This window comes from Providencia rustigianii DSM 4541, assembly GCF_000156395.1.
Classification (GTDB): Bacteria; Pseudomonadota; Gammaproteobacteria; order Enterobacterales; family Enterobacteriaceae; genus Providencia; species Providencia rustigianii.
The window spans coordinates 52,546-65,869 of sequence record NZ_GG703823.1; the positions used below are offsets into that span (position 1 = coordinate 52,546).

Annotated in this window: 16 protein-coding genes; 6 read left to right on the top strand and 10 right to left on the bottom strand. The window is 40.4% G+C overall.

Annotated features, from left to right (window positions below; all coding sequences use genetic code 11):
- Window positions 1-266 precede the first annotated feature (266 nt).
- Window positions 267-1,013 carry a ferredoxin--NADP(+) reductase gene (gene fpr / locus PROVRUST_RS17690; RefSeq protein ID WP_006816279.1) on the top strand — a complete coding sequence of 249 codons (747 nt, stop codon included), beginning with the start codon at window positions 267-269 and terminating at the stop codon, window positions 1,011-1,013.
- 12 nt (window positions 1,014-1,025) lie between these two features.
- On the opposite strand, the gene PROVRUST_RS17695 is transcribed toward fpr, so the two are convergent.
- A complete protein-coding gene (locus tag PROVRUST_RS17695; RefSeq protein ID WP_006816280.1) occupies window positions 1,026-1,448 on the bottom strand; it encodes a DUF805 domain-containing protein in 423 nt (140 codons plus the stop codon).
- 52 nt (window positions 1,449-1,500) lie between these two features.
- Here PROVRUST_RS17695 and PROVRUST_RS17700 point away from each other — a divergent pair, with 52 nt between their 5' ends.
- The 3 genes from PROVRUST_RS17700 to PROVRUST_RS17710 all read left to right on the top strand — a co-directional run bounded on the left by PROVRUST_RS17700 (window position 1,501) and on the right by PROVRUST_RS17710 (window position 4,533).
- The gene (locus PROVRUST_RS17700; protein WP_039855924.1) at window positions 1,501-2,106 is read left to right on the top strand and encodes a DUF1454 family protein; all 606 of its coding nucleotides are present in this window, start codon (window positions 1,501-1,503) and stop codon (window positions 2,104-2,106) included.
- A gap of 216 nt (window positions 2,107-2,322) precedes the next feature.
- Window positions 2,323-3,093 (top strand): triose-phosphate isomerase, encoded by a 771-nt coding sequence (gene tpiA / locus PROVRUST_RS17705; RefSeq protein ID WP_039855926.1) that lies wholly within the window; start codon window positions 2,323-2,325, stop codon window positions 3,091-3,093.
- 489 nt (window positions 3,094-3,582) lie between these two features.
- Window positions 3,583-4,533: an OmpG family monomeric porin gene (locus PROVRUST_RS17710; protein ID WP_006816285.1), complete on the top strand. Its 951-nt coding sequence runs from the start codon at window positions 3,583-3,585 to the stop codon at window positions 4,531-4,533.
- 118 nt (window positions 4,534-4,651) lie between these two features.
- On the opposite strand, the gene PROVRUST_RS17715 is transcribed toward PROVRUST_RS17710, so the two are convergent.
- Window positions 4,652-5,629, bottom strand: coding sequence for a sulfate ABC transporter substrate-binding protein (locus PROVRUST_RS17715; RefSeq protein ID WP_377093628.1), 978 nt, complete (start codon window positions 5,627-5,629; stop codon window positions 4,652-4,654).
- A 220-nt stretch (window positions 5,630-5,849) separates the two neighbouring features.
- A complete protein-coding gene (gene pfkA, locus PROVRUST_RS17720) occupies window positions 5,850-6,827 on the bottom strand; it encodes a 6-phosphofructokinase (RefSeq protein WP_006816288.1) in 978 nt (325 codons plus the stop codon).
- Between the two features lie 767 nt (window positions 6,828-7,594).
- On the opposite strand from pfkA, the gene cspE reads away from it, so the two are divergent.
- Window positions 7,595-7,807 (top strand): transcription antiterminator/RNA stability regulator CspE, encoded by a 213-nt coding sequence (gene cspE, locus PROVRUST_RS17725; RefSeq protein WP_006816290.1) that lies wholly within the window; start codon window positions 7,595-7,597, stop codon window positions 7,805-7,807.
- A 129-nt stretch (window positions 7,808-7,936) separates the two neighbouring features.
- Here cspE and PROVRUST_RS17730 read toward each other — a convergent pair whose 3' ends face one another.
- The 6 genes from PROVRUST_RS17730 to PROVRUST_RS17755 form a co-directional block, all read right to left on the bottom strand.
- Window positions 7,937-8,881, bottom strand: coding sequence for a phosphatidate cytidylyltransferase (locus PROVRUST_RS17730; RefSeq protein WP_006816291.1), 945 nt, complete (start codon window positions 8,879-8,881; stop codon window positions 7,937-7,939).
- Window positions 8,878-9,519: a lysophospholipid acyltransferase family protein gene (locus PROVRUST_RS17735; RefSeq protein WP_039855930.1), complete on the bottom strand. Its 642-nt coding sequence runs from the start codon at window positions 9,517-9,519 to the stop codon at window positions 8,878-8,880. The genes PROVRUST_RS17730 and PROVRUST_RS17735 overlap by 4 nt, the downstream gene beginning before the upstream one ends.
- Window positions 9,520-9,730: 211 nt before the next feature.
- The gene (gene loiP / locus PROVRUST_RS17740; RefSeq protein ID WP_006816294.1) at window positions 9,731-10,486 is read right to left on the bottom strand and encodes a metalloprotease LoiP; all 756 of its coding nucleotides are present in this window, start codon (window positions 10,484-10,486) and stop codon (window positions 9,731-9,733) included.
- Between the two features lie 222 nt (window positions 10,487-10,708).
- Window positions 10,709-11,290, bottom strand: a complete 582-nt coding sequence (locus PROVRUST_RS17745; protein WP_006816295.1) for a HutD/Ves family protein — start codon at window positions 11,288-11,290, stop codon at window positions 10,709-10,711.
- Window positions 11,291-11,412: 122 nt separating this feature from the next.
- A complete protein-coding gene (locus PROVRUST_RS17750; protein ID WP_006816296.1) occupies window positions 11,413-11,700 on the bottom strand; it encodes an addiction module antidote protein in 288 nt (95 codons plus the stop codon).
- On the bottom strand, window positions 11,697-11,999 hold the full coding sequence (locus tag PROVRUST_RS17755) for a type II toxin-antitoxin system RelE/ParE family toxin (RefSeq protein ID WP_006816297.1): 303 nt from the start codon (window positions 11,997-11,999) through the stop codon (window positions 11,697-11,699). Before PROVRUST_RS17755 ends, PROVRUST_RS17750 begins: the two co-directional genes overlap by 4 nt.
- A gap of 288 nt (window positions 12,000-12,287) precedes the next feature.
- Here PROVRUST_RS17755 and PROVRUST_RS17760 point away from each other — a divergent pair, with 288 nt between their 5' ends.
- Window positions 12,288-13,058 (top strand): NADH dehydrogenase subunit 6, encoded by a 771-nt coding sequence (locus PROVRUST_RS17760; protein WP_006816298.1) that lies wholly within the window; start codon window positions 12,288-12,290, stop codon window positions 13,056-13,058.
- 32 nt (window positions 13,059-13,090) lie between these two features.
- Here the strand turns inward: PROVRUST_RS17760 and PROVRUST_RS17765 are convergent, their stop codons facing one another.
- A complete protein-coding gene (locus tag PROVRUST_RS17765) occupies window positions 13,091-13,306 on the bottom strand; it encodes an ogr/Delta-like zinc finger family protein (RefSeq protein ID WP_006816299.1) in 216 nt (71 codons plus the stop codon).
- Window positions 13,307-13,324 lie beyond the last annotated feature (18 nt).

Below are 13,324 nucleotides of genomic sequence, written 5' to 3' on the forward strand. Positions count from 1 at the left end.
AAAAATTATAATTTTTTCGAGACAGGACACCATTTTAATTTACAACACGTTGGCAGTAATATTCGCCATCACTGTCAACATAACTGTACATTAAAGTTATCAAACTCTTCATTTGCAGAATAATTCACTAAAACACTTTATCGATAAGCATAAACAATGAACTGATCTAGTATGAAATCCTATAAATTTTAGCAATGTATCCGTCAAACAATTCACACTATGGAATGCGTTATTCTTGGGATAGCCACAATGAGAGGTCAAAATATATGGCGAACTGGGTTACTGGTCGAGTTACCGAAGCAAAATATTGGACTGATACCTTATTTAGTTTAATCGTCGATGCCCCCATCCGACCCTTTACAGCGGGACAATATGCTAAATTAGCCCTTGAGGTTGATGGTGTACGCATCGCTCGCGCTTACTCATATGTAAACGCCCCCAGCGATAACCAACTCGAATTTTATTTTGTGATTGTACCGAACGGCAAACTCAGCCCTAAACTCGCTAATTTGCAAGTGGGAGATACTTTGCAAATTACCGATGAAGCCGCAGGTTTCTTTGTGCTGGATGAGATCCCTGAATGCAAAAATTTGTGGATGCTTTCCACCGGAACCGCTATCGGTCCTTTTTTATCTATCTTACAAGAAAATAAGGGATTAGAACGCTTCGATAATATCGTTCTACTGCATGCGGTTCGCTACCAAAAAGATTTGAGTTATCTGCCGTTAATGAAACAACTAGAAAAAAGTTTAGCGGGAAAATTACGAATAGTGACGGTGGTCAGCCGCGAGCTGGCGGAAGGTTCGCTGTATGGTCGAGTCCCTGCATTAATCGAAAATCACCAGCTAGAGGAATTTGTAGGGCTGCCTATCGATGCAGAGAATTGCCACATTATGCTCTGCGGCAACCCTGAAATGGTACGAGATACCCGTGATATGTTAAAAAACACCCACGGGCTAATCAAACATCTACGCCGTAAACCGGGGCATATTACCAGCGAGCAATATTGGTAATTTTATGGGTGATTAAGACAGGTAGTTTACGGTATCTGTCTTTTCACCATACTGATTTTCAGCTTCCATACCCACAAATACACCGCAATCCATCAACATAATCATAGTAATAAATGAAGGAAGGAAACGACCAATTCCCCACTGCCAAATTGGCTCGAATTGGCTAACATCTATGGAATAAAGGGCAAATGCTAAAATGATTAAAGCAAACCAACCTCCAGGTTTACCCCTATCATGCAAGCGCTTAGTAAAAATGGCAGCCAATGGGTAAAGTAATAAAATAAAGAGCCCCATAACCACCCAGTCAGGCAATGACAACCCGTTTTGCAGCAATACCGCCAGTGTCATCAAAATAAAACACGCAGCAATACCCGCCCAAAACGGCCGACGACCGATGCGGCCTTTGAAGGAAAAAGCCCATTGTTGTAATGTCATTATGTGCAATCCTGATACAATATTAATAACTGAAGAATGAGTGGCAGAAAAAATGGCTCAACCAATATTCCGTTCCATATCCATCATCATAACCGCTTTAGTGCTAAATTTGCCACCTTTGGCATTCGCCCAAAAAGTGCCCACGCTTCCTGATACCAACTTGAGTGTGGATTATTTAGCGCCCGATGCCCCAACGTTCAATCTGACCATTCCTGAGCTGCGCAGCCAATTTAATCAAAAATATAAAGACCTGTATTTACATGAATACAAAGTGATTGCCAGCCAAGATATCACCTTGCCTTATATTCGTGCAGCATCCCGAATTAACCAACAAATATACTCTTCCGCGGTATTAGAACGGGGAAGTGAAAAAATCAAAAGTCTGCAAATCACATTATTACCTACCGATAATGACGCAGATGCCAAAGCCAATCGCCAGCTTATTGAGCACTACATTATTGCCATTATTCATCAATTTGATCCGGAAGTTTCATTAGATAAAGCGCCGGAACTTACCGCAGCATTAAATCGATTTATGGCCAATAAGAACCCAACGCGGGCAGAAGAAGCCAGATTAGGTGCGCTACGATATATTTTGGTAAAAAGTGATAATAATGTGCTTACTTTTGCTGTTGAACCGATTAAGCTAGGGCAATAAGTGATCGAAAGCGATAAGATTTCTAAGGCAATAAACGCACTAAATGGATGATGATCACGCTCTGAAAAGAAGCATGATGAAAAGCAAAGCTATTCTCATTCATTGTTCTTATAATGAAGAACAGCGACAGAAAACGTCTCACTGCATATAACATCTTGATCGTGCGGTGAAAATAAATTGGTTAATAATGCAAACTTTTTGGTTGGAGGAAATAACATGCGACATCCATTGGTAATGGGTAACTGGAAACTGAACGGCAGCACCCAAATGGTCAATGACCTGATCGCCGCTCTACGTCATGAACTGAGCAGCGTTGATGGCTGTGATGTAGCGATTGCACCACCTACTATCTACCTGAATCAAGCTAAACACGCGGTTTCTGGTAGCCGTATTGCATTAGGCGCGCAAAATGTTGACGTCAATCTGTCTGGAGCATTTACAGGTGAAACTTCAGCGGCAATGCTGAAAGATATTGGTGCTAAATATATCATTATCGGTCACTCTGAGCGCCGTACTTACCACAAAGAAAGCGATGAGTTTATCGCTAAGAAATTCGCTGTACTGAAAGAACAAGGTCTGATCCCAGTTCTGTGTATCGGTGAAAGTGATGCAGAAAACGAAGCGGGTAAAACAGAAGAAGTTTGCGCACGTCAAATCGACGCAGTGCTGAATACATTAGGCGCAGAAGCATTCCAAGGTGCCGTCATCGCTTACGAACCAATTTGGGCTATCGGTACAGGTAAATCTGCAACTCCAGCGCAAGCACAAGCGGTTCATAAATTTATCCGTGGCCATATTGCGAAGAAAGATGCCGCCATTGCTGAACAAGTCATTATCCAATACGGCGGCTCAGTTAATGATAGCAACGCAGCAGAACTGTTCACTCAGCCAGATATCGATGGCGCATTAGTGGGCGGCGCATCATTAAAAGCGGATGCATTTGCCGTAATCGTTAAAGCCGCAGCTGAAGCGAAAAAAGCAAAATAATTAAGTTTTCTATTTAATTATTTATCTTAGCCGTCTATCTAGACGGCTTTTTTATTATCATTTTAAAATAAACAATTTATTAAATAATAATAAAAAGATGCTGAATAAAACACTATATAAAATAATAAAAATAACTATTAATTGAAAATATAAATGGAGAAATCTTATTTAATGAAATACCGAAATAATAATTAAAAATAAATATCAGACAATCTACAAAAGTGTTCTAATAAATAAAAAAATACGAATAAAAACAATAACCCAGCACCGATAAAATTACATAACCAACTAATAAATATAGTGTATTTGACAAAAAACAACAGTGGACAAAGCCTCGCCATTCACATTAGATTCCTTGAGTTGAAATTATCACTATTTCAGCTTATCGCCTTACAGCACGTCCTTATATGTGAAGAAAGTTAATTATTTGTCTTTGAATATTATTTTTATAAATTATGTGATTTAGATTATTAAATCATTCTATAAAGGATGAACATGAGATCTATAAACGGTTTAATTCTTAGTACTGCAATACTATTCCCTATTATCAGTTATTCTCAAGTCAAAGATGACCACTGGCAAGTTGAAACTGATGTCTATGTGGAATTAGAAGAGTATCAAGGTCAGAAAGATAAGTTCAATAATAAGGTCTATGACAAAGCCAGCATGATCGGCAAATTGTCACTCACTAACCCAGCATCAAAATGGCAGTTTGATTTAGAACACCGAGAATCCCTGAGAAATCACGGAAAAAACTTTTCCTACTCCCGTGACTCCTATATTCGTAACCGTACCCAAATCGGCGTCACGCGGCAGATGATCAAAGATAAAATATCCAACCTCGATATTAATCTCAGCTACCGTAAAGAATCGAACGATGGTACCCCCGAAACGCCTGCCCGCTCAGCTAACAGCTTATATTGGGTTATGCCATCGGGAACAATCCACTTAGATGACAAATGGGATTTTAATTTTTGGGGAGCGTTTTATTACTACAGTAATTTTTATGACGACAATACTTACGAATTCGAATCTGAAGTCGGTGTAAGTTATAAAATTACTGACGATATCAAAGCAAAACTCAGTTATTACAATGACAAATCGTGGAATCACGAATTTGAAACCCAAACAATGCAACGTCAAATCCGTATTGGCTTGCCCGTGACAATTAACCAAGATTGGAGTATTTCCCCTTATTTCCGCTATCTACTCACCGATAGCGAATATAATCAGCACGGAAAATCCATCCAACAATTACGCAATGGTTATCGGATTGGAACTAAAGTGGATTACAAAATCACACCCAAACTCACCCTGTGGGGAGGCATCGCTTACGAACCAACCAAATGGAAATATCCCAAAGGGGGGGAGAAAACCTCGGGAGCAAGCAACAACCAAACAATGTATCTCGGCCAGTTAGGCGTAAAATACAGTTGGTAATTTTCTGTTAAAAAAACATATTCCCATTCAATGAGTGCCATAAACTAATCATCCTCACCGTCCCGCCACATTCGCGGGCGGTAAGGATTTTTATAAATAGATTTTTTGATCGTGTTTTCTAACGACGGATAATTTCATCAAAGACCCCACCATTTGCAAAATGGGTTGCTTGGGCATTTGTCCATCCACCAAAATCTTTATCCACGGTTAATAATGTCAGCTGAGGGAATTGCTTCTCATATTGTTTAGCGACTTGGGGATCACGCGGGCGATAATAATTTTTAGCCGCGATTTCTTGCCCCGTAGGGGAATATAAAAATTCTAAATACGCTTGTGCGACTTCGCGATGATCCCGTTTATCGACAGTTTTATCAACGACTGCCACTGTGGGCTCTGCTAGAATTGAAATACTCGGCGTAATAATTTCAAACTGACCATTCTCTCCTAGCTCATTAATCGCTAATAATGCTTCATTTTCCCACGCGATCAGCACATCACCGATACCCCGCTCGACAAAACTGTTTGTCGCTCCCCGCGCTCCCGAATCAAGCACTTCCACATTCTGATAAAGCTGCTTAACAAATTGCTTCGCCTTTTCTGGATCTTGCTGGTTTTTATCTAACCCATAACCCCAAGCGGCTAAATAATTCCAACGTGCTCCTCCCGATGTTTTTGGATTTGGCGTAACTACCGAAACATCTTTGCGAATTAAATCATCCCAATCACGAATATTTTTGGGGTTATCTTTACGTACTAAAAAAACAATCGTCGACGTGTAAGGCGCGGAGTTGTCCGGCAGTTTAGTGAGCCATCCCGAATTGATTTTGCCGCTTTGGGCAATAGCATCAACATCATAAGCCAGCGCTAGCGTCACAACGTCAGCTTCTAACCCATTGATCACCGAAGTCGCCTGCTTACCTGAGCCTCCATGGGACTGGCGAACTGTCACCGTATCCCCAGTTTTGGCTTTCCAGTAATTGCTGAACTCTTGATTATATTGCCGATAAAATTCTCGCGTCGGGTCATAGGAGACATTCAAAATTTGGATATCTTTCGCCCCTGCCCCTGCGGTGAGTAGTAATAAAGAGAGCCCCATAAGTTGGTATTTTGATACTTGCCAAAAACTTATCATCGCCTATTTCTCCGTTGATTGATCACCGGATCAGGCTGACAGATAGCATTCATGACGGGAAATACCGAAAAGGCAAAACTTATACAGAAGAGGAATATACTGAATAATACGAAAGAGAATCATCGCTGATATGATAGGCGCGCAGCCTACCATACCAGTGAGATTTGCAATAACAGAGAGTCAATTAGTACAGTTTTTTCGCTGTTTCCAACCAATCTTTCTTAAAGACACGTTTCATGTTCATGACCGCATCAACGATATCGTGGTGCACTAATTTTTCATTTTGGATACCAACACAACGTCCACCATAACCTTCCAGCAGCAGTTGGATAGAATAAGCACCCATACGAGAAGCCAAAATACGGTCATAAGCCACTGGCGAACCGCCACGTTGAATATGTCCTAAAACTGTGGCACGGGTTTCATGGTGAGTTTCTGCTTCAATATACTTAGCCAATTCATCCACATCGCAAACATGCTCAGTAATCGCTACAATCGCATGGCGCTTGCCTTTTTCGATACCGCGCTTAATTTCAGCCAGTAGTTCTTCACGATTAAACGGTGTTTCTTGTTCTGGCAGAACAATAAATTCACAGCCGCCCGCAATTGCCGCAGACAGAGTTAAGTCACCGCAATAGCGCCCCATGACTTCAACAATGGAAATTCGCTTATGGGAAGTGGAGGTATCGCGCAGGCGATCAATGGCCTCAACGACGGTTTCTAATGCCGTAAAGTAACCAATCGTGTAGTCGGTACCCGCCACATCGTTATCGATTGTGCCTGGTAGACCGATACATGGGAAGCCTAATTCAGTCAGGCACTTAGCACCTAAATAGGAACCGTCACCGCCGATCACGACTAAAGCATCAATATGGTTTTTCTTCAGATTTTCGACCGCGACAGCACGGACTTTCTCATCACGGAATTGAGGAAAACGTGCAGAACCTAAGAATGTGCCGCCACGGTTAATCATATCCGATACGCTATATCGGTCTAATTGCTTCATGCGGTTTTCATACAGACCTAGATATCCGTCAAAAATACCCATGACTTCTAAGCCTTCAGCTAGAGCTGCACGCACTACGCCGCGGATCGCAGCGTTCATACCGGGTGCATCTCCACCACTCGTTAAAACCCCAATTCTTTTAATCTGCTTGACCATGATGACCTCTGATTAATGAACATAAATTGCAAATCTATGAGAAAACCGATTTCAATACACTTTCTAAGCTCAAATCACCCTCGAAGCTTATTGCTGAATTGATTCACCTAACCAAATAATACGACAGAGCAGGGATTATGCATTCGTTTTCTCATCAACTTTTATGTTTTCTTGTGATCTCGATTACATAATTTTAGCTCATGCCGCCACAGATTGAAAAAATATGACGGTTAAATTTTGATGAATCGACCCAAACAACCTGCTTACTTCGGAGCAAAAATTAAGTCTCGATGATAGCACCATAATCAATTCAATACCGTATTCCTACTGAAAAGAAAGCGCGTTATGAAATAATTTGCCTATTTTATAAATTTTTTTTGTTATTTTATGCCCTTATTTAGAATAAGGATAAACCTTAAAGTAAATTAGCATACTCGCATGATTATAAAGAAAAAAACACCCAACACATCCATTCACTGAGCTGCGTATTTCACAGAGAAAATTGAATGATATCCATGTACTAGAACGCCAGATGGCTAAAATAATAGTTGCGTAAATTTCGATGGCATGAGTTAATAGCGTCATCGGTTTGCAAGACAGACCTTATGAAAGCAGTTTTAGTAAAGCAGCCTCAGTTACGCAGTGTTATCTTCTGATTACTCTTCTTCATGAGCCTCCTCCTAGTGCCTAAGTAAGTCCCGCTCTTGAACAGATACTGTTCGCCACATATTGTGGCTTAAAAAAAATAAATTTAGAAGGTAATATCTATGTCTAACAAAATGACTGGTTTAGTAAAATGGTTTAACTCTGATAAAGGTTTCGGTTTTATCTCTCCTACAGATGGCAGCAAAGACGTATTCGTCCATTTCTCTGCAATCCAGAGCGACAACTTCCGTACTCTTGATGAAGGCCAAAAAGTTGAGTTCACTATTGAGAACGGCGCTAAAGGCCCAGCAGCTGCGAACGTAGTTGCAATCTAATTTCTCTGAATATCTCAGACCTGCGATAACGAAGACGGCAATAGCCAGAGTAGTCAGACACTGAGATGAACAGAATAAAAAAGCACCGAAAGGTGCTTTTTTTACATCTGAACTATTTGTAACACCGGATTAGGTATAAAAATAACGGGTTAAATGGAAGAAAATTGGTGCTGCAAAACACAGGGAATCAATTCTATCTAACATACCCCCATGTCCTTCAATAATGGCACCGAAATCTTTAATCCCACTATCGCGCTTAATCGCCGACATACACAGCCCGCCCACAAAGCCCATCAACGTAATCGCCAAAGACATCAGCCCAGCCGCCCACCAACTAAATGGCGTCACCCAATATAAGCAAATCCCAATCAGTACTGAGGTTAAAATCCCTCCCACAAAACCTTCTACGGTTTTATTCGGGCTAAGCTTCGGCACAATTGGACGTTTACCCAACAGTTTGCCAAACACATATTGCAGCACATCCGAAATCTGGGTGATCACAATCAGGAACAGTAATAACTTAACGTTTTCCCCTTGGTAGCCTTCAATGTTCAGCATTAATAGCGCCGGAACATGGCTTAAGCAGAAAACGGTGACCAACATTCCCCACTGAATTTTGGCGGTACGTTCAAGAAAATGAACCGTATCCCCCGCCAAGGCAATACGAGTTGGTAAAAATAAGAACACAAAAACGGGAACAAAAATCGAAAATAGCCCATACCACTCAACCCCAACCAGCACATATTGCAGCGGGATAAACACAAAGAAACACCAAAATAGCGCTTCATGGTCACTGCGGCGAGTGGGTGTTAAAGTGATAAACTCCCGTAAAGCGAAAAATGAGATCAGTGCAAACAAAATCACTACCCCGATATTACCGATCACCACCGCCAATACGCAGATAATGCACATCACCCACCAGGCGCGAATACGGGCGTTCAGATTATCAATCGTCGGGTTACTTTTTTCTCCAGAATAGCGATACGCTAAGATGCCTCCGATGACACTGGCGACAATCAAAATACCAAATACTCCAGATAATAAGAGGGCTAATTCACCGTCCCAAATACTCATGGCATCATCTCCTCAAGGGCGGCTTTTGCGCGTTGTAAAAAATCAGATTTACTTTCATCTTCTGCCAAAGGCATTAATGGTTTCCCTACCGTTGCCGAACAAATCACGGGGACCACTAATTTAGTGCCTTTGGGTAACACGCGATTTAAATTCTCTAAATACACCGGCACCACTTCCACATTCGGATATTTTTTCGCTAAATGGTAGATGCCACTTTTAAAGTCTCCGAGTTCATCGCCATCTCCTCGAGTTCCTTCCGGAAATAAAATCAGCGAATGCCCTTTTTCTAATACCAATTCTAATGGCTCTAATACTGACTCTTTTGCCGGCTTATCACCCTTTCTGTCGATTAATACCGCCCGAAATACCTTATTGACGAGGTAACGACGAAACGGCGTTTTATCCCAATAATCCTTGGCGGCAACTGGATGAACAAAGTGGCGCATTAAAGGGGGAAGACCCGACCAAATAACCAATCCGTCGAGGTGGCTTGAATGATTTGCGTAATAAATGCGTGACGTAGTGGATGCTTGGCAACCAACCCAACGGGTTCGAACCCCAGTTAATAAACGGCAGGTTCCAGACAACAGCATTCCCATTCCTTTCGCCAGTAGAGAAACTCGCTGTGTTTTTTCCATCTTTTTTCCTTGCTATCTTATCGATAATAAATAAAGCAATGATAAAAATTCTAAAAGGTATTTGCTGAATAAGATAAGTAGCTATCGAGAAGAGTACAACCGGATAAGTTCTGATTTTAGTTTTTAATTAATCGTTTCAGAAAATCGCCAGAAAATAGGTAAAAAAATGGGGAAGCAAACACTTCCCCATCATTCTTTTTAAGATAAAAAATTATTTTTTATCTGCCGCAATACGTTCACGGATATGTTCTGCACGTTCAGCTGACGGTGGGTGAGAATCGAACATGCTAGTTTCTTGGCTACCCATTTTGGACAGTTTTTCAAAACCAGTCACTAAGCCCGCAGTGCTAACACCACGTTTTTTCAGCAGATCATAAGAAAAATCATCCGCTTGGCTTTCTTGGTGTTGAGAGAATTGGGAGTTAACCAGTTTTTCACCTAAAGCGGCCACTTGCGAGGAGCTTAATTGCTGCACCGCGCTATTACCAGATGCTGCTACCGCAGTTCGAGCGGCAACCGTTGCGTAAGCGACTTGCATAGCTTTGCGAGTGTGGCCCAATGCAACGTGGCCCATTTCGTGACCCAGAACGCCTTCAACTTCGTTGTCGTTCATGACATCCATCAGACCGCTGTAAACACGAACACAGCCATTCGCCATTGCCCATGCGTTCACATCTTCAGTCAGATAAACTTTGTAATTCACTGGGTTACCATCAACTTCGCTTCCCAGTGCTTTTGAGATTTTGCTTAAACGTTGAGCGTATTTGCTTGATGCAGGCGCAATTTTGTTCTGTGCGTCCATTTCTTTACAAGCTTCATCGCTGAATTTTTTAACATCGGCATCCGATAGGGATGCTGCTTGGAATAACTGCATGCCTGAATTGGTCAGCATCCCCGTGTCCATGTTTTTACAGCCCGTTAAGATGACCGCAGAAACTGCAACTGCAACAAGCGCCTTCATTTTCATATTTTTCTAATCCTTGGAGGAAATACACATATAAAGAGACAATAGTCTCAGGCTAGGGATTCTGTTGAAAATAACAATAAGAATAAAGCCATAAATATCTATTTTATGAATTTGATAACAATTCCATCCAAAGAGTAAAATTATCAGAATTATCCACTAAACAACCAGACGTATTTTGATATGTCGACAATACACAAAATTCACTTTGTATTTTTTGTAGCGTTATCTTTCAAATAATTCAATCACACAAAAATCCCCATGATTTTCGGGAGCAGCAATATAACCCCATGGCGTAGTATCTTTTTTCACCAATAACGTTTCAAAATCATTAAGTTGATACGGTCGTTCTTCCACTTGGAGATTTAATTTCCCCTGTAAATTAAAGACAATCACTTGGCTAGCATGACTGACCCATGAAGTTGTTGATGGGGTATCAATCCATTGTAAGCGGGCTAAATATTTTTCAGGGTTGTAAATCAGGTTAAAATCACGGATTGCCTCTTCAAGCAGTTCCGCATACACCTCGCTTTCACCGTCAAAGGCATGAAATTGTTTTTGTAATAAACGAATCTGTGGATTTTTGTCGATCTGTAGAGTTAATCCAGTCCCCTCCAATACACCAATAATGCGGCGTTTGTTCGGAAAATAGGAAAAGCTGCCCGCAGATTTCACATCCGCAATAGACACTCGCCAGTCAAAGTTTTCCAACCCTTCACCATGGCTTCGCGCCACTTCGAGAGTAAATCCCAGCCCATTTTTCCACGGCATTTTTTTATAATCTTGGTTGGTTAACACTTGGATCATGAGCAATGCTTCCTTTATGTAGAGAGAAAAGTCAGTGTGGGAATTTAAGAGAATACTACGCGGGAAATAAATGTATAGACAACATCTGGTCCAAATAAAAATTAGCGATTGAAAGCGGATAATTACAGCGCCCTTTTAAACTGTAATTTGAATCCAAGAGAATGGACGATTTTCATAATCGTTGTAAACGTTGGATTTCCCTGACCAGACAACGCTTTATATAAGCCTTCTCGACTCATCCCAACATCTTTAGCCAGCTGAGTCATATTTCTCGCTCTAGCAATATCACCTAACGCTGACAGTATTAATGCGGGATCGCCTTCTTCAAGTATTTCATTCAAATATAATTGGATTTCTTCTTCGCTCGCCAGATGCTCAGCGATGTCATATTCTTTTATTTTTATACTCATAGGTCACCTTCAATTTCACGAAAAATTTGCTTAGCTCGGTCGATATCTTTCTGCTGTGTCGATTTACTTCCCCCATTAATTAACAATACTATCGTATTCTCTACTTTTTTTAAGTAGACCCTATACCCTTTTCCTTCATGAATTTTTAGTTCTGAAAATCCTTCACCAATGGATTCAACATCACCAAAGTTACCATTTTTTAAGCGGCGAATTCTTACCTGTATTTTTGTTTTTGCTCTTATATCTTTAAGTTCATGCATCCATTTATCAAAAATATCGGTCGTAAATACCGTCAACATAGAACCTCCATATTCTCTGCGGTTAACTATAATCTACGAACTAAAAATGTCAACTATAGTTAACATAAACGTTTTCAAAACAAAAAAAAGCCCCTAAAAGGGGCTATAAAAGACAGGGATGGTGTTCATTATATAGGCGTAATACATTGTTATATAAAGCCTTATGCTAACCACCGTCCATTGTCCGTCCACATCGACCATTATTGACCAATTAGCCCCTCTTTTTTGAGGGGCTTTACTTATCCTCAAAACCGGACTCTAATCTAACTCCAATTAAAAGGAGGACATATGGACATTCTATTTTTTATTCTCACTTTCATTGCCTTGATTGCTTTTATTGTCGGCTTGATAAAACCCAAATTTGTACTCATGCACAATAGAACAAAATCTTCTCTTGTATACTCAGTAACCTTTCTTATTTTACTGTCCATATTTATCGCTTTTATCCCCTCTTCTGATACAGAAAAACAAATTGGAAACCAGATATCTATAGACGAACAAAAACAAACCCAGCCACAAAATAAGCAAGCCACACAAAATCAATCAGAGGTACTTCCCGTGACACAAGAAAACAATGAACTTTGTACAAAAGAAAATGAGGTTTACCCAAATTTCGCAGCTGCAATGACTTACTTTAATGACTACACAGAAGAAGAGCATACCCTTAACATTATCAGTGAAAAGCCATTAAACGTTGTAATATCTCCGCAAGCTGTTGATGATGATTTTCCCGATGTGAAGGATTTTATTGCCAAAAGAGCTATTATCTATGGTATTTATCGCGCCTTTATCAATACGCCAAATGATAAAGTTACAGTAACCTCATACCTTGTCTATTCTGATGGTAAGAAACTCAAAAATAGCCCTGAATACACAACGACCATTACCAAACAACAAGCACTAGATATTGTTAAAAAATATATCCCAATAAACTCATTAAGCGAATTAACGGATAATAACTGCTCATTTACTATGCAGTTTAATGAACTACGCTTTGATGACCACAACAAAAAAGGCTTTTATAATTTCTTTGAAGAATTAATAAACGCTAGTAAATAATTCTTTGCCCCTCACATTGAGGGGCATATTTTTTATAATGACAAAGAGGCTTGCTGATATTTATTAGGGTGGGGGTTTACAGCTTCTACAAGTTTAGGTTTAACTACAAATCTTGATACTGATTCATGGCTCACAAACGTTGCACCACAATTAATATTCTGGCACTGGTTATAACGTTCTTTGGTTTCTTTTGAGACTTGCTGAGAACTACGAGTATGAGCTGCGTAACCACAAAGAGGACAATTCATGTTGGAACCGAAGGTTGA